Raw genomic sequence first — 15,898 nt, forward strand, 5'->3', positions numbered from 1 at the left:
TGGGTCGGGTGTGAGAGTGAAATTCAAAAAAGCAAAAAAAGGTGGGTGAGACATGCATCCCAAGCTTCTGTGGCTTTGGGGGTGCATATCCATACCCACAGCTATGCGCCTACGTGTCTCAGATTGCGATGGGTATGCCCATGTGCTTGCGCCAAAATAGAGTCAAGCAGGGGCTTGGGTTGCCCTGCATGGAAAAACCCAAGAAACAGCCCCTGCTCTTGCGAGAGGTCCATACGCCACGCGTCACGCAAGGCTTCCACATATTGAAATTCCACGTCGTGTCCATCGCAGAGGGACAGGGCTTCGAGCATGTGCGAGTCATCTACGTGTAGAAAAAACTCGCTTCCATCCACATAGACGCACTGCAAGCCATTTTCCATTTCCGCAAGCACTGTCACGTTGTGCATTCGGCGCACGAATTCATTTTTCACGACACACCTCCACAAGCAACTCTCTCAAGCTCAAATTTCCGAACGGTTGAGCCTTCGTCAAATGCTCATTGAACTCACTTTTTCCGAGAATTTGAGACTCGATATTTCCGAGGCGCAAATTCAACTTTTCCAACTCCGCTGACCCCTCGGCGGATAATCCGCCGAGGGCAAAACCCAACATAAAACCCAAGATACCTATGATAGAACTTTTCATTTTTTCTCCTTTTTTCAATTCGACATCGGCCGACTGTACTGCCCGCCGCGATTGTCGATTTCTCGACCTATGATGCCCTGCGCATCGCCTCCTGATTCTTCGCCTACACCTAGCATTTTCAGCAGGATTTCAGCCCCATTGAAGGTGATATAGAAGCTCAAAACAACCCCTATGATGGCGATGGCTACACTGAAAAAACCTTTCACGAAAAAGAGCCCAAAGTCCGCAAAATTGTATGTCGCACTTGCGACTCCCTGCGACATCGTGATATTGAAAAAATTCGCAAACTGCTCATCGACGAGCAGGTCGGTGATAGCACCGAAGAGGTCGAGAAAGACAACACAGAGCACTACGGAAATGGCGAGGGTCAATGGACGGCTCCAAATCACAAGGCCCTTCACAAGGAACTTCCGAATCGCGTCTTCCTCGGAGTTCGACAACATCCAAACGACCATGTATGGGGAAATGAAGAGGTACACCACCATCGAAAGCAACCAATACGTCAAAACGAGGAACGTGGCCACGACAAGCGTGATGAGCGGGAGGTATTTCACGAGGTATGAGTAGAGAAATATTGTGACGCCATGCGCCACGGCTTGTTTTGCGCCCGCGACCAAGTTCCCGAAAAATGGTATTTTTTCAAGCGTCGAAGTGGCGGAGCCGACGGTGGCGGAAATTGTGGAAGACACAGTACCCGCTGCGGGTAGCATCAAGTAGGGCAAGGTCTCGATGACACCGGCAATCACAGAATCTGCAACGACTCCTTTTTCCATGCCCTCGTTTTTGCGGATTTCTTCGCGAGTTTTTTCTATTTGTGATTGAGATTTCACATTGCGGTCGTATAGCCCTATATTTTCGGAAAACATATTCCCTGCGGCAATGAGTGGGAGCGAGAAAAACCCGAAACTTTCTATATTTCGAATTTGCGAATCCGCAAGACTCGAGAGTTGCGTCTGCACTCTCCTGTCGTTCGCCGCCTCGCCGTAGTTCCCAAGAATTCGGTCGTTTTCCTCTTTTTGAGCCGTGAGGGTCTTCGACGTGGTTTCCGAGAAATCGCACAATTCGAGACTCAGGAGTGCTCGACGATATTCAGGGCGCAAGGGAGAAATGGTGCTCATTCCCTGCTGAACTCGGTATTTCCCACCCTCTTCTCGAAAAAAAATGTCTCCCACTGCCTTTTCGCAGGTTGCAAGGAGGCTCCCATATGCCTTGATTTTTTTCTCGGTTGCGAGTTGTTCGATGGCTATTTTTTCGACCTCCTCCTTGGAGAGCATGCCACTGTTTTTTCGCTGAACATTCACATATGTTTGCCCGAAAGCTTCCGTGATGGCAGTGGCGAATTCAACGGATTTTCGGATGGCGGCGCCGTATAGGGCCTGAAAATTTGTCCTCGAAATTTGGGCCTCGCCCACCGAGATAGTGCCCGAAATCACGTAGAAGGAATAGATGATAGCCATGGAATATACCCCCTTTCCCCAATAGTCTGCGGGGTCATGCTTCCCGCTGATGGTGGTGGTGATTTTTCGATTGAGCATGAAAAAAACAGCGAACGGAAGCACAAGAAAGAGAACCCATGAGTTGATTTCGTTGAGTTTTTCATCGACATTTGCGAACATTGAAATATAAAAGAGTAATATTTTATCATCGAAGGTTTCGACTGAGAAAGCGGGGGTATATGCCCCTTTGAGCCGAACGCGATTTTCGAGAATGGACCTCGAAAAATCCACCACCTCGTCATCGAAAGTGAGCACCGCAACGAGGAACTGGGCGAAATCCACATCGCGGTCAGTTCGATATATTTTTCGATATTCCGAGGCGCGGTCTTTTTGCGTGGGAAGGCTCGCAAGAGCGGTTTGTATTTCCTCGGCCGTGGGCGTGGTTTGCGCCTTGACCGCATGGTGAATATATTTGTACTCACCGACCTGCTCCATGGTGTCACGAATGTAGAAATTCAATGCTATTTCGCCCGATGAATAGTCCATTTTTGCGACCTTTGCGACGTATCCATCCTTCGTGTCGAAGCTCAAGGGAAGCTTTTGCGGGTCGGGGGCTGAGCGCAGGAATTTGAGGACTCCTTCTTCTTCTTCATCCTTCTCTATTTGCGTGCTTTGAGTCTGTTCTTGTATTGGTTGCGCCTGTTTTGTGACGACAGTTTGTGTGGGCATGGTGAATGCATGCGTAGAGGTGCTTAGAAGGGCCCAGAAGGCCCAAAGAAGGAAAATGAATACCTTTGGGCACATGATGCTGTTTTTCGCTGTTTTGCCCGCTCTTTCAGTGGAGCACAAAGCAGAGTCCGCAGGAAAGCTTTGTGCCCGCAAACGAAGTGCGAGAGGGGATTCGTTCACAGAACTACCTCCCGCAAAAGCTCGACGGTCCGAAAATCAGCCCAGTTTTGCCCAAAAAACACACGGTATCCCTTTCCCTCACCCTCGGGAATCCGCTGTACTTCAGTGATGATGAGAATTCCATTTGCGGTTGGAACTTCTTTTCCTGAGAACTCCTCATTGAGCTTGGCTTTTTCTTCCGAGAGCGCCTCATGTTCGAGGAAGTCCTGAAAATTTTCCATGGTCATGGGCTGATTGTGGAGCAGATTTGCAAAAATTCGCTTTCGGTGGAGCCTTTCGGATTTTCGTGGAAAAAGGCCATCCTTTCGAAGCCATTGATAGAATGTCTCGAACTTCTCTTCTTTTGTTTTTTCCGATATGTTGTTCATTTCTTCTTCCTCTTCTTCTTCTTTATCGTATTGTTATGTTTATCTTTATTGTGTCAACTTTCTTTACAGGGTGTGTCAACTTTCTTTACACCCTGCGACACTTATCTTTACGGGGTGTCAACTTTCTTTACACCGCGTCGCATCAACTCGAAATTGACAAATTCGTCGTACCATTTTTGTGTGGTGCGCAGGAATTGAGTTTCCGAATTGACCTCCACTAGGTTTTTCGAAATCAGGTTTTGAATGATTTTGATGGTTGTCTGCCGAGAGAGCCCGAAAAATGCACCTATTTTTTGTCGCGAAGCGTAGCACCACCCTATGGCGATGGACGACGGATTGTGCGAGAGGTGATATATTGCGTCGGCGACGCAATACTCATTATTTGTGAGCTTGAATTTGAGCCGAGGATCATGCTGTATGGTCGTGAAACCTAGTTGTATTTTGCTTTTTTCGGACATACGTATCCCTTTGTATATTTTCATTTTTTGATTTTGGAGGGATTTTTTTTGGTACAATTGCAGACCAACACCCTCAACGGTGTTCTCTCGCTCCTCTCATGCAGTTCAAGCCTCGGAAACTTTCTCTGCTGAGGGGAGTTCTATCGCATCGCCCTGACTTCGACTTTTTGTCCTTCCGCCCACGTTACGAGTTCGCTTTGTTGATACCATACCCGACCGCCTATCTTTGAATATGGCAGAACCCTTTTTGAGCGAAGCCCCGCTTGGGTGCTTTGTCGGAGAGGTGGAATGATTTCCCTGTCCCCGACGGTCAACCCCCTTTCCTCTAGCTCGATTGAAGATATTTTTCTGTCTTTTTCCGAAAAGCTCATCTTTTCTCCTTTTTTTGTTTGGATGCCGAAATCATGACATGTTTTTCGATTTTTAACCTGAAAGAAGTGGCGTGGAACCCCTTGATTTAGGGCTTTTCGTTATATATTTCTTATATAAAAGTTATATAACAGTTATATAATCTGAAGTTATGATTTCCCAAAATTTAGGGCTTTTGATTTTTTGGAAAAAAGCGTTTTGATTGATTTTTTTGAGGAAAAATTATTGAAAAAAGAGTGTTTTTTGGGAGAAATACAGATGTTTTTTGAGTGATTTTGGTTATTTTGGAGAACAAAACTTAAGAAATTAAATTAGTTTTGTTGGATTTTAAGGGAAAAAAGTGAGATTTGAAAAAAGAAATATTCAAAGTGGAACTTAGGCTGTTGTGATTTAATAAGTGCGGTAAATAGTGCGGTAAGGCTTTTTTGAGAAATTTTTTTATCTTCAAAAAAGTGGTTTAAACGTCGATTTGAAGGGGTTTTGAAGATGGTGGCGAGGGGGGGACTCGAACCCCCGACCTCCGGCTTATGAGACCAGCGCTCTAACCAGCTGAGCTACCTAGCCACCTAAAAAGAGGTGGCATTATATACCGCCACCCCTTACATTTTGATTAAAAAAGCTTTAACAAGTCCCGAACAATCCCTTTTGCTTCGTCTGGGACATGTTTTTCAATCTCTTTGTCTAGTTTCTTCTGAATATACTGGGATGCTTTGATGCTCACACGTGGGTTTTGCATCTTTCCTTCGATGACGCCACTGAGGTCTTTCTTTTGCACCAAGATGTCAAAGGGCACGCGCAGTTGGTCATTTTCTCGCCCAAGGGTTCCTTGCGAGACGCTCAACTGGCTTTGCTCTGCCCTCATGAGTAGGTCAAAAACAATGCTCTTGGGAGAAATTTTTCCCACAAGCGTCGTGTTTTCATACAACTCTCGCGTCAGGTTAAACCCCGTAGCCACTTGCACCAAGCGCGTTAACTCACTCTCCACCAAACGCCCCTGGGGAAACGCGACTTGAAACGCTCCTGTATCGCTAGTAACATTGTACGCAAGGGTTGCATCGCCCACGGACTCAAACACGTAAGGCACGTCAAGCAAAATACTCAAGCGCTCAAATACCATCCCCGCTAACGCCGCATCTAGCTGGTTGTTCTCAAACACAAAGCTACTTTTGCCTCCTAACACTTCTGTCACACCCGTGGCACGCGGACCATTTTCACTCACACCCGCTTCTCCTTGCATCGCAAAAGGACCGTGTAGGGCTTGTTTTGTGAGGGGCTTTAGGGCAAGTAATTCTTTTACATGTAATTGATACGCCGTGTTTAGCACTCCCGTTTTAAGATCGGCTTTGCCTTGCGTGGTCTGCAAAGTCGCCACAGAACTGACAATCTCACTCACAAAATCCACGTTTTCTCCCGCTAAAGTAGCGTCCATTGTGACTGCATAGGTCATCTTAGGAGGGAGCTCCATGCCCAAAAGCTCCAAAATCTCGGCATGGTTTGGAACGCCCTTGTCGAGCCTGAGCGCCACGGTTCCCTTTCGGGTTGCTTGGGCCACTTCTGTCAATTTCGCCTTTACATGTAAAGCCCCTTGGCTATAACGCGGCTTTGCTAAGCGCGCCAAGATTTCTTCCAAGGACACATTCTCCATACTCACATCCAAAGCATCATTCTCATAAAACGCACTTGTTAATCCGCCCAAAGAGGCCGTTGAAACCTCAGCACGCAACGCTTCTTTGGTGCCTTGCAGCGTGGCTTTTAGTGCAAAATCTCCTGCCAAAGGCATTCCCGCAAGAGGTTCTAACACCGCTAAATTTGGCGTGATTACTTCCACTAATGCACTCCATGCTTGCGTTTTTGTATTGGCCAAAATCTTAGGAAACCGCACCTCAGAAAGAGAGCTTAAAATCGCGCCTTTAGCTTCAAAGGCTTCACCCTTAAGCACTCCATGAAGCTCACCCACATAGGTCACTTTTGGCGGTAACTGCACACCATAATACTCCTGCACGAGCGCCTCATTGACCACGCCATTTAAAAGGGTTACTTTAGCCACGAGCGCACCTTCTTCTGCGGTGTGTGCTTCTACGCTCACCCTACCCTCAGCAAAACGCGGCTGCCCCAAAAGTTCCAGTATTTGCCCCACATCAAGGTCTTTGGCTTCTATTTGTGCTGCGCTTAACATTTTCTCTTTAAGAGTTACTTCGTAGGCAATGTCTGACCCAAAGGCCGCGCCCGTCCCCTGGACAACAAAATCATGCACAAACCCCTTAGCCTCGCCCATTACTGTCAATTTTTCTTGAATCACCATCACCGGCGTCTCAAGCCCTTGGGCTTGAATATCATATTCCATCGCGAACCGTTGGTCAAAAAGATTAAACGTTCCTTGCACTTCCAAGGTTGCACTCCCGTCCACTTCCAGCACCGCTTTAAGCGAAGAAAAACGCAGTGAAAACTCCCGAATGTCTACTTTCTTTCCAAGGCTTTGGGACGCTTTTTTTTCAAGATACGGACGTACAAGATTGTTGCCAACTTGCGTAAAAAGCACCCCATACACCACGCCCATGAGCACCAGCACCGTACCTATTATAATGGCGACTACACGCATAACTTCTCCTTTAACTTAACAAGTAAACTCATATTACATGAGCCACATAGACTAAAGTATTCTGATATTTTTGCAAAAACTGTTGACTTAAGCCGTAAAATGTCGTATAATTTCATCACTCAAATTTTATGAGTGCTAAAAATTCAAAATCACTACCATAAGGAAGGACAAACATGAACTTTCAACCCCTAGGTCATCGCGTTTTGGTTGAGCGTATCGAAGAACCAACCACCACCGCATCGGGCATCATTATACCCGACAACGCAAAAGAGAAGCCTTTGAGCGGCGTTGTACGTGCCATTAGTAAGAAAGTGGAAGACAAAGGTCTTGTGTCTGTAGAAGACAAAGTGGTTTTCGGAAAATACTCTGGCACCGAAATCTCCATCGGCGGCAAAGAATACCTTGTTCTTGAAACAAAAGACGTTCTTGGCGTCATCAAATAACCCCCTACTTACAATCAACTAAGGAGAATACCAATGGCAAAAGAAATTCACTATTCCGACACTGCGCGTAATGAACTCTATGAGGGCGTACGAAAACTTAACGATGCCGTTAAAGTCACTATGGGGCCGCGCGGCCGTAACGTGCTTATTCAAAAAAGCTTCGGCGCACCTAGCATCACTAAAGACGGTGTTTCTGTAGCAAAAGAAATCGAACTTAAAAATGCTATCGAAAACATGGGTGCCCAACTGGTTAAAGAAGTAGCCAGCAAAACCGCTGATGAAGCAGGCGATGGTACCACCACAGCGACTGTTCTAGCCCACGCCATCTTTAAAGAAGGCCTACGCAACATCACTGCAGGCGCAAACCCTATCGAAGTAAAACGCGGTATGGACAAAGCAGCCGAAGCGATTATCGCAGAACTCAAGGCAATCGCTCGTGAAGTAAAAGACAAAAAAGAGATCGCACAAGTGGCTACCATCTCTGCAAACTCTGATAGCAAAATCGGCGCTCTCATTGCTGATGCAATGGAAAAAGTAGGCAAAGACGGCGTCATCACCGTAGAAGAAGCTAAAGGTATCCAAGACGAACTTGACGTGGTTGAGGGTATGCAGTTTGACCGCGGTTACCTTTCTCCTTACTTTGTCACCAACCCTGAAAAGATGCAAGCAGTGCTTGATCACCCTTACATCTTGTTGTTTGACAAAAAAGTTTCCAACCTTAAAGATTTGCTTCCTATCTTAGAGCAAATCCAAAAAACAGGAAAACCCCTCCTTATCATCGCTGAAGACATCGAGGGCGAAGCGTTGGCCACATTGGTAGTCAACAAACTCCGTGGTGTACTTAACATCAGTGCGGTTAAAGCACCTGGTTTTGGCGATCGCCGCAAAGCGATGCTTGAAGACCTCGCCATTCTCACTGGCGGTCAAGTCATTAGCGAAGAGCTCGGACGCACCCTTGAGAGCGCGACTTTAGCTGACCTTGGACAAGCTGCAAGCGTTGTGATCGACAAAGACAACACCACCATCGTTGATGGTGCAGGTGCCAAAGAAGCTATCACGGCACGCGTGAGTCAAATCAAAGCCCAAATGGCCGACACTACCAGTGATTATGACAAAGAAAAAATGCAAGAACGCCTTGCAAAACTTAGTGGCGGCATCGCGGTCATCAAAGTCGGCGCTTCTACTGAAATCGAAATGAAAGAGAAAAAAGACCGTGTCGATGACGCGCTTTCTGCAACCAAAGCAGCGGTTGAAGAGGGTATTGTGATTGGTGGCGGCGCAGCATTGCTTCGCGCTAAAGCAAAACTTAACCTCGACCTTTGTGGCGATGAAGCCATTGGCGCAGAAATCGTAGGTCGCGCCCTTAGCGCACCCCTTCGTCAAATCGCCATCAATGCAGGGTTTGACGCGGGTGTCGTCGTCAATGCTGTTGAGACCAATACCAACGAAAACTTTGGTTTTAATGCGGCCAATGGCGAATACGTTGATATGTTTGAAGCAGGTATCATCGACCCTGTTAAAGTAGAGCGTGTTGCTCTTCAAAATGCTATTTCTGTAGCAAGCCTTCTTCTTACCACGGAAGCAACGGTAAGTGAAATCAAGGAAGATAAACCAGCTCCTGCAATGCCTGACATGGGCGGCATGGGTGGAATGGGCGGCATGGGTGGAATGATGTAACACCCTCGAGGCTCCTTTTCTGGAGCCTCATCCCTTCTTTACATGTAAACCTCTCTTTTTCTTTCTCACTACTTTTTCAAGGAATTTCCATGCTAGCCACTTTAGATATATTTCAATGGATTGGATTTTTTGGGATGGCATGCGTGGTGTATGCGTACTTTCTCATTCAGGCCGAAAAAGTCCATAAAAGCGACAAACTCTACCAATGGCTCAACCTCATTGGCGCCATTTTGCTCATCATTTCACTTTTAGTGCATTTTAACTTGGGGTCATTTTTAATTGAAGTGTTTTGGATTGGAATTACCGTCTATGGAATGGTTAAAAGCAAGAAGAAAAAACGGGCAAACCCTTAAAGGTTTGCCCAAAAAAGCTAGTCTATCTCGATACCGTATTCATCAATCATGATGTCCACAGCTACATTGTGACGCTTGGCAAGGACTTTGGTGAATTCATTGTTTTTGACAAACTCGATAAATTCAGCGATTTTGTCTTCGAGCTCTTTTACTTGGTCTGCAGTCATGTTGTCAGGCTCGTACGTGATTTTCATGTCTACCACTTTATGATTCTTCATAATACCCTCCAGAATTTTTGTCATTTTACATCATCCATCTAATATTTACGTGACACTAGGCCAAGGTTTTATACAAAGACTCAATCTCTTCCACAACACTTGGGTCTTCAAGGGTTGACGTATCCTGCGTAATGGCTTCCCCTTTAGCAATAGAGCGCAAAATACGGCGCATAATCTTACCACTGCGCGTTTTAGGAAGCCCAGGCACCACCAAAATATCATCAATCTTCGCAATCGGCCCAATCTCTTTGATGATAATCGTATTAAGGGATTTAAGAAGGCTTGTTTTGTCTTCCTCATTTTTAACAACCACATAAGCAAACACGCCTTCACCCTTAATGGGGTCAGGTCTTCCCACTACTGCCATTTCTGCTATGTTTGGATGATCGCCAATGGCCGCCTCAATCTCCGCCGTACCCATACGATGGCCCGAAACATTGATAACATCGTCGGTTCGACCGGTGATGATGATGTACCCATCTTCATCGTACATCGCCCCATCGCCCGTAAAATAGACAGGCTTTCCATCCTTTTTGCAATCTCCAAAATAGGATTTTTCAAAGCGTGCAGGGTCCCCCCAAATGTTGCGAATCATCGAAGGCCAAGGCTTTGTGATGCACAAAAAACCTTTTTCGCCCACAGGTGTAGGATTGCCCTCTTCGTCCATGATTTCAGCCATGATGCCAGGAAGGGGGAAGGTTGCAGAGCCTGGTTTAATGGGTGTGGCTCCAGGAAGCGGGGTAATCATGTGCCCACCTGTTTCCGTCTGCCACCACGTATCGACGATAGGACAACGCCCACCACCAATTTCATTGTAATACCACATCCACGCATCAGGATTGATGGGCTCGCCCACCGTGCCCAACACCTTAAGGCTACTCAAATCATACTTTGATGGCTCATCAGGCCCAAGTTTATGAAGCAAGCGAATCGCCGTAGGTGCGGTATAAAACTGGTTAATGCGTAGCTCTTCAATCATATTCCACCAACGCCCGATGTTAGGGTGTTGTGGCACGCCCTCGTACATTACCGTCGTTGCACCCATCGCCAAAGGCCCGTACACAAGGTAGGTATGCCCTGTGATCCACCCCACGTCCGCCGTACACCAAAAGGTGTCGTTCTCTTTAACATCAAACACGTGCTCCATGGTGTATTGTGCCCACAAGATATACCCCGCGCTATTGTGTTGCACCCCTTTGGGCTTGCCTGTACTTCCTGAAGTATAAAGTAAAAAAAGCGGGTCTTCGGCGTCCATCACTTCAGGTTCACAGTGTTGGGATTCGAGGTTAATAAGATCATTGTAAACAAAATCGCGCCCCTCAACCATGTCAATGTGCTCAAAGTTGCGTTTTACCACAAGAACTTGTTTACAGATTTCTTCTGCGCCTTCCTCTAGGGCTTTATCAACCATGGGTTTAAGCAAATAAGGCGTACCGCGTCGGTAAGCACCATCAGCCGTGATAACAAGCTTGGCTTCTGCATCAATAATGCGGTCTTTGAGTGCTTCAGCCGAAAAGCCTCCAAATACCACCGAGTGAATGGCACCAATCTTTGCACACGCGAGCATAGCAAAAGCCGCTTCAGGAATCATGGGCATGTACAACACGACACGATCACCCTTTTTGATACCAAATTTATTTTTGAGTAAATTGGCAAAGCGGTTAACGCGGTAATAAAGCAACAAGTAGGGGATGATGCGCCTAGAGCCGTCTTCCCCTTCCCAAATAATAGCAGCTTTATTTTTTCGGGTTTTGAGGTGTCGCCCAATGCACTGATGGGTAACGTTGAGTTTGCCGCCTGAAAACCATTTATAAAAAGGCGCATTGCTTTCATCAAGCACCGTATTAAAGGGTTCAAACCAGTCGAGTTTTTCTTGGGCTAGCTTGCCCCAATACCCCTCATAGTCCTCATCTGCCTGCAAGCGCAGTTCTTTATACTCACACATATTTTTAATGCGCGCCTCTTTCGCAAAAGCGCGATTGGGTTCAAATATTTGCGACATTAGCACTCCTTTGGTAAATTTGCCTAATGATGTCCCTAAAGGCATCACCTCTGCTTATCCCAAAACAGAAGTGATGCCTTTACATGTAAAGCCTAGTGGCTCACCGCTCCCTCTGCCCCGATTCCTGTTTGAGATCGTACAAATTGGTCTTCGTATGCCTCTTTTTCTTTCGCCGCCGCTTCACTGGTATCAAGTTTCGAAAAAAGCCAAATCCCAAAAAATGCCACACTCACCGAAAAAAGTGCGGGGTATTGGTAGGGGAAAATAGCCTTTGAAGCATCTCCGTGAATCATCTCTCCCCACACGATTGGACCCAAAACCACCAACAGCACTGCTGTTGCAAGCCCCAAACTTCCTCCAGTAACCGCACCTCGCGTCGTAAGCCCTTTCCAGTACATCGAAAGAAATAAAATAGGAAAGTTCGCACTAGCAGCAATGGCAAAAGCAAGCCCCACCATGAAAGCAATGTTTTGATTTTCAAACGCAATGCCTAGCACAATCGCCAACATACCGATGCCTACTGTCGCATACTTGGAAATGCGGATCTCTCGCATTTGGTTTACTTCACCTTTGGCCCAGACACTCGCGTACAAGTCATGGCTAATAGCCGAAGCCCCCGCTAGCGTGAGGCCAGAAACCACCGCCAAAATCGTTGCAAAAGCCACTGCGGAAATAAAACCTAGAAACAGATCCCCACCAACGGCGTGGCTTAAGTGAATGGCTGCCATGTTGTTGCCTCCAAACAAGTCACCACTCACACTGTCCATGTACGCAGGATTGCCTAACAGCAACACAATCGCCCCAAAGCCTATGATGAAAGTTAAAATATAAAAATACCCAATAAACCCTGTCGCGTAAAAAACCGATTTTCGCGCTTCTTTGGCGTCTTGTACTGTAAAAAATCGCATTAAAATGTGCGGCAAGCCTGCCGTGCCAAACATCAGTGCAATACCAAGAGAGATGGCCGACACAGGGTCGCTTACTAAACCACCTGGCTGCATGATGCTCACGTCATTTTTCACCTCAACAGCGCGGGCAAACAATCCCTCTATACTAAAATCCACATGGCTCATCACTACAAAAGCCATGAAACTCGCCCCTGAGAGCAACAACACAGCTTTGATAATCTGCACCCATGTGGTTGCAAGCATCCCGCCAAAGGTCACGTACATTACCATCAAAAATCCCACCAACACCACCGCAAGCTCATAGGGAACCCCAAACAACACTTGGATGAGTTTGCCCGAACCTACCATTTGTGCAATCAAATACAAAATAACCGTAGCAATGGAACCAAAAGCCGCAAGGGTGCGGATGGGCATTTGGCGTAAGCGGTACGAAGCCACGTCGGCAAAGGTGTATTTGCCAAGGTTGCGCAACTGTTCTGCGACCAAAAACAAAATCACCGGCCACCCCACCAAAAACCCAATGGAGTAAATCAATCCGTCGTAGCCCTTGAGGTACACTAGCCCAGAAATACCCAAAAACGACGCAGCCGACATATAATCCCCCGCGATAGCAAGGCCATTTTGAAACCCTGTAATGCCTCCACCTGCGGTGTAAAAATCTTTGGCCGTTTTGGTGCGTTTTGCGGCCCAATAGGTAATGCCAAGCGTGCCAAGCACAAACGCCATAAACATTACAACCGCCGAGATATTGGCTCCTTTTCCTGCCATTTCATCAGCCCCAAAAGCACACAACGCCACAGCGCCCAAAAGCAATGGTGTTCTCACGCTTCGCCCCTTGCTTCTTCTTTGATTTCACGCGTAAGGGCATCAAACTCGCCGTTGGCCCTTTGCACGTAAACGCCCGTAAGTGCAAACGCCAACAAAATCAACCCTACTCCCACAGGAATGCCAAGAGTCATCACTCCTGCCCCTAAACGTATGCCAAAAATTTCAGGATAAAAAGCAACGATAAGAATAAACGCATAATAAAAACCTAGCATCACAGCAGCAAGACTCCATGCTAAACGGGAGCGTTTTTGAACAAGTAATTGAAACTTCGGGTTGGCCCTAACACGTGCGTAAATCTCTTGATTCACGAGCTCTCCTTAAATCATTCATAGGAAAAACTGTACCAAACAGACGTAGCAAAACCGTAGCATTCCAATAGGGTGAGAATATTTTACACAGTATTGAGCAAATTGGTGGGTATATGGGTAACAAATATATTAATTTTGGCGATAATAACGACTCACCTTGTATCCAATACCTTTAATATTAACTATAAAATCTTCTTTTAATAATTTTCTAAATCTACTAATCTCAGCACGAATGGTTGCATTATCCACGGGCTCATCGTTCCACACATAACTGCGAAAACGCTCAAAATCCACAATCGTATCGATATTTTCGCACAAGAGCGTGAGGATTTGGCGCTGTTTTTTGGTGAGATTTACGGGAGTTTTGTGGAAGTATAACTGCTCCTCTTCTTTTAAATACCCGTATCCTTCACTCAAAATCACATGATTGGGATTTTTAGCTTGGACTTCTCGCTTGATTTTATCAATCCGAAGCCCTAGCTCTTTGAGGTGAAAAGGTTTCTTCAAATAATCCGCCGCACCCAACGCAAAGGCTTGGGAAATTTTTTCAATATCAATCATCGCACTGATGAAGATCACAGGGGTAACCACGCCAAGCGACTGAATGCGCTCAGCAAGCTCAAGTCCACTCAAACTCGGAACGTTAATATCAAAAATCAGTAAATCAAACCGTTGCTCACCCAAATATTCCAAGGCAGACTCCCCATCATTTGCCCCCACCACATGGTGCCCCAAATCACGCAAATACTCTTCAAGAGTGCGGCAAAGCATCATCTCATCTTCCAATAACAATATTTTCATGCAACCTCTTTTTTAAAGCGGTATTCAAATGCTGTTTTTCCCGCCTCTGAATGCACACAAATCTCAACCCTATGGGTATCGCAAATCTCTTTGACGATGTTAAGTCCCAAACCAAACCCGCCCCTAGCCTTGTCTTCGCGGTAATACCGCTCAAAAAGCCGTTCTGGCTGGGTGATGGTATTGCCCTCATTTGCAATGCGCAAAAGCACATAAGGTTCTTCTTCGTAGAGTTCTACTAGGATTTGCGTACCAACCCTGGCGTATTTAATAGCATTGGAAAGATTGTTATCAATAATCCGCTGCAACTCTACTTCATTGAACTTTACATGTAAACCCTGTGAAGCTTTACATCTAAAGAACACATCATTCCCCTCAGCAACATCTTGAAAATAAGCCAAGCGCTCTTGCAAAAAATCTCCAAAATTTAGCATTTTTTGAGGGTATTGGGCGTGGTGTTTTTTGACTACATAACCCAAATCTTCGTAAATATTCTCCAACACTTTTGCCGCCGCCTCAATTTTAGTCAGATAGGGCGTTTTAGGGAGTTTGAGGTTGTGCAGTTCGATGTTCATCATCATGATGGTCAGTGGCGTATTAATCTCATGAATGGCGTTATTAACAAAGCGGTCTTGCTGTTTTAAAAGCTCCTGCGTGTAAGCAATGGAGCGCTGCAAAGCACTGGTTTTTTCTTCAACGATTTTTTCAAGGTTTGTGTTTAGGGCAATTAAATCTCGGTTTTTTTCCCTGATTTTTGCAATCATTGTGTTGGCATGCATGGAAATCTCTTTAAACTCCACAAAAGTAACCGCCCTCTCATCTACAAATCGGTAGCTTTTTGGCGCTTCTTTAAAAGCCGCATCAATCGCTCGAATATCCTTTGTGATGCGCTGGGTCAAATAGCGGTATTTGAGCAAACCCGCCACATACAAAAAAAGTGTCAATGCTCCAATCTTAAGCACAAAGGCCATGATTTTTTGATGGGATTCTTCTTTTTTGGCCTCCACAACCCTAGGGAGTTCGTCCAAATAGACCCCGCTTGCCACGCGCCACCCCAAAAGCACATCAGTACGCACAAAGAGCAGACCCTGTAGCTCTTGCACTGAAAATTCGTGCATTCCCTCTGTTTGCAACCCTTTCATTTGTGCCAAAAACGCCTCTTTTTTTTCCGTGCTAGCAACAGCAGTATGGGCGGCAAAAAAATGCTCTGAATTGTACAAAAACTCCCCCGTATCGCTCACCACAAAAGCAAAAGTATGGCGTCCCGCAACAACGTTTTTCATAAATTCACGCATGGCACTTGTAAGCTCATGAGGCTCGTAAGTTTTTTTAAAAAATTCCAAGACGCGCACGAGCTTGTATGCCTCGTCTACACTTCGTTCTTTTTGAACCCTAACATAATGCTCTTTGGCCTCTTGAATCTGTTTTTCCATCTCTTTGCTTTCATTAAAAATCACTACAAATGCCGAGGTTACGGCAAAAATAGCGGCGAAGATCATGACAATAAGAGTGGTTTGATGAATGCTGGGTTCTTTCAAGTATCTTAACAACGCTTGCCCTTGGTGAAAGAAGTGGGTTG

General features: G+C 46.0%; 15 protein-coding genes and 1 tRNA gene. 3 read left to right on the plus strand and 13 right to left on the minus strand.

Annotated features, from left to right (window positions below):
- Positions 1 to 101: 101 nt before the first annotated feature.
- The 7 genes from JWV37_RS03545 to JWV37_RS03575 all read right to left on the minus strand — a co-directional run bounded on the left by JWV37_RS03545 (position 102) and on the right by JWV37_RS03575 (position 6,784).
- Positions 102 to 431, minus strand: coding sequence for a hypothetical protein (locus JWV37_RS03545; protein ID WP_205458365.1), 330 nt, complete (start codon positions 429 to 431; stop codon positions 102 to 104).
- Positions 421 to 645 (minus strand): hypothetical protein, encoded by a 225-nt coding sequence (locus tag JWV37_RS03550; protein ID WP_205458369.1) that lies wholly within the window; start codon positions 643 to 645, stop codon positions 421 to 423. Before JWV37_RS03550 ends, JWV37_RS03545 begins: the two co-directional genes overlap by 11 nt.
- Positions 646 to 659: 14 nt before the next feature.
- A complete protein-coding gene (locus JWV37_RS03555) occupies positions 660 to 2,990 on the minus strand; it encodes a hypothetical protein (protein ID WP_205458372.1) in 2,331 nt (776 codons plus the stop codon).
- The gene (locus JWV37_RS03560) at positions 2,987 to 3,358 is read right to left on the minus strand and encodes a hypothetical protein (protein WP_205458374.1); all 372 of its coding nucleotides are present in this window, start codon (positions 3,356 to 3,358) and stop codon (positions 2,987 to 2,989) included. The genes JWV37_RS03555 and JWV37_RS03560 overlap by 4 nt, the downstream gene beginning before the upstream one ends.
- A 107-nt stretch (positions 3,359 to 3,465) precedes the next feature.
- Complete coding sequence (locus tag JWV37_RS03565; RefSeq protein ID WP_205458376.1) at positions 3,466 to 3,816, minus strand: helix-turn-helix domain-containing protein; 351 nt, start codon at positions 3,814 to 3,816, stop codon at positions 3,466 to 3,468.
- Between the two features lie 856 nt (positions 3,817 to 4,672).
- Positions 4,673 to 4,749 (minus strand) — tRNA-Met (locus JWV37_RS03570).
- 46 nt (positions 4,750 to 4,795) lie between these two features.
- Complete coding sequence (locus JWV37_RS03575) at positions 4,796 to 6,784, minus strand: AsmA family protein (RefSeq protein WP_205458378.1); 1,989 nt, start codon at positions 6,782 to 6,784, stop codon at positions 4,796 to 4,798.
- Between the two features lie 173 nt (positions 6,785 to 6,957).
- Between JWV37_RS03575 and groES the strand changes: the two genes are divergently transcribed.
- From groES to JWV37_RS03590, 3 genes are all read left to right on the plus strand, one after another.
- Entirely contained in the window at positions 6,958 to 7,227 is a 270-nt protein-coding gene (gene groES / locus JWV37_RS03580; protein ID WP_205458381.1) for a co-chaperone GroES, read from the plus strand.
- Positions 7,228 to 7,260: 33 nt separating this feature from the next.
- A complete protein-coding gene (groL, locus tag JWV37_RS03585; RefSeq protein WP_205458384.1) occupies positions 7,261 to 8,904 on the plus strand; it encodes a chaperonin GroEL in 1,644 nt (547 codons plus the stop codon).
- An 89-nt stretch (positions 8,905 to 8,993) separates the two neighbouring features.
- On the plus strand, positions 8,994 to 9,257 hold the full coding sequence (locus JWV37_RS03590; RefSeq protein WP_205458386.1) for a CBU_0592 family membrane protein: 264 nt from the start codon (positions 8,994 to 8,996) through the stop codon (positions 9,255 to 9,257).
- A gap of 17 nt (positions 9,258 to 9,274) precedes the next feature.
- Here the strand turns inward: JWV37_RS03590 and JWV37_RS03595 are convergent, their stop codons facing one another.
- From JWV37_RS03595 to JWV37_RS03620, 6 genes are all read right to left on the minus strand, one after another.
- Positions 9,275 to 9,475, minus strand: a complete 201-nt coding sequence (locus JWV37_RS03595; RefSeq protein ID WP_205458388.1) for a hypothetical protein — start codon at positions 9,473 to 9,475, stop codon at positions 9,275 to 9,277.
- A 55-nt stretch (positions 9,476 to 9,530) separates the two neighbouring features.
- Entirely contained in the window at positions 9,531 to 11,477 is a 1,947-nt protein-coding gene (acs, locus tag JWV37_RS03600; RefSeq protein WP_205458390.1) for an acetate--CoA ligase, read from the minus strand.
- 92 nt (positions 11,478 to 11,569) lie between these two features.
- Positions 11,570 to 13,153: a cation acetate symporter gene (locus tag JWV37_RS03605; protein ID WP_205458471.1), complete on the minus strand. Its 1,584-nt coding sequence runs from the start codon at positions 13,151 to 13,153 to the stop codon at positions 11,570 to 11,572.
- A gap of 53 nt (positions 13,154 to 13,206) precedes the next feature.
- Positions 13,207 to 13,521 (minus strand): DUF485 domain-containing protein, encoded by a 315-nt coding sequence (locus tag JWV37_RS03610; RefSeq protein WP_205458392.1) that lies wholly within the window; start codon positions 13,519 to 13,521, stop codon positions 13,207 to 13,209.
- Positions 13,522 to 13,650: 129 nt separating this feature from the next.
- On the minus strand, positions 13,651 to 14,322 hold the full coding sequence (locus JWV37_RS03615) for a response regulator transcription factor (RefSeq protein ID WP_205458394.1): 672 nt from the start codon (positions 14,320 to 14,322) through the stop codon (positions 13,651 to 13,653).
- A complete protein-coding gene (locus tag JWV37_RS03620) occupies positions 14,319 to 15,857 on the minus strand; it encodes a sensor histidine kinase (protein ID WP_205458395.1) in 1,539 nt (512 codons plus the stop codon). Before JWV37_RS03620 ends, JWV37_RS03615 begins: the two co-directional genes overlap by 4 nt.
- Positions 15,858 to 15,898: the final 41 nt, after the last annotated feature.

The sequence above is a fragment of the Sulfurospirillum tamanense genome, from assembly GCF_016937535.1.
Classification (GTDB): Bacteria; Campylobacterota; Campylobacteria; order Campylobacterales; family Campylobacteraceae; genus Sulfurospirillum_B; species Sulfurospirillum_B tamanense.

Bases quoted from the DNA above. Each gene is read 5' to 3' on its own strand.
- JWV37_RS03550 (WP_205458369.1), bottom strand. From the start codon at position 645: ATGAAAAGTTCTATCATAGGTATCTTGGGTTTTATGTTGGGTTTTGCC.
- JWV37_RS03560 (WP_205458374.1), bottom strand. From the start codon at position 3,358: ATGAACAACATATCGGAAAAAACAAAAGAAGAGAAGTTCGAGACATTC.
- JWV37_RS03565 (WP_205458376.1), bottom strand. From the start codon at position 3,816: ATGTCCGAAAAAAGCAAAATACAACTAGGTTTCACGACCATACAGCAT.
- JWV37_RS03575 (WP_205458378.1), bottom strand. From the start codon at position 6,784: ATGCGTGTAGTCGCCATTATAATAGGTACGGTGCTGGTGCTCATGGGC.
- groES (WP_205458381.1), top strand. From the start codon at position 6,958: ATGAACTTTCAACCCCTAGGTCATCGCGTTTTGGTTGAGCGTATCGAA.
- groL (WP_205458384.1), top strand. From the start codon at position 7,261: ATGGCAAAAGAAATTCACTATTCCGACACTGCGCGTAATGAACTCTAT.
- JWV37_RS03590 (WP_205458386.1), top strand. From the start codon at position 8,994: ATGCTAGCCACTTTAGATATATTTCAATGGATTGGATTTTTTGGGATG.
- JWV37_RS03595 (WP_205458388.1), bottom strand. From the start codon at position 9,475: ATGAAGAATCATAAAGTGGTAGACATGAAAATCACGTACGAGCCTGAC.
- acs (WP_205458390.1), bottom strand. From the start codon at position 11,477: ATGTCGCAAATATTTGAACCCAATCGCGCTTTTGCGAAAGAGGCGCGC.
- JWV37_RS03605 (WP_205458471.1), bottom strand. From the start codon at position 13,153: ATGGCAGGAAAAGGAGCCAATATCTCGGCGGTTGTAATGTTTATGGCG.
- JWV37_RS03615 (WP_205458394.1), bottom strand. From the start codon at position 14,322: ATGAAAATATTGTTATTGGAAGATGAGATGATGCTTTGCCGCACTCTT.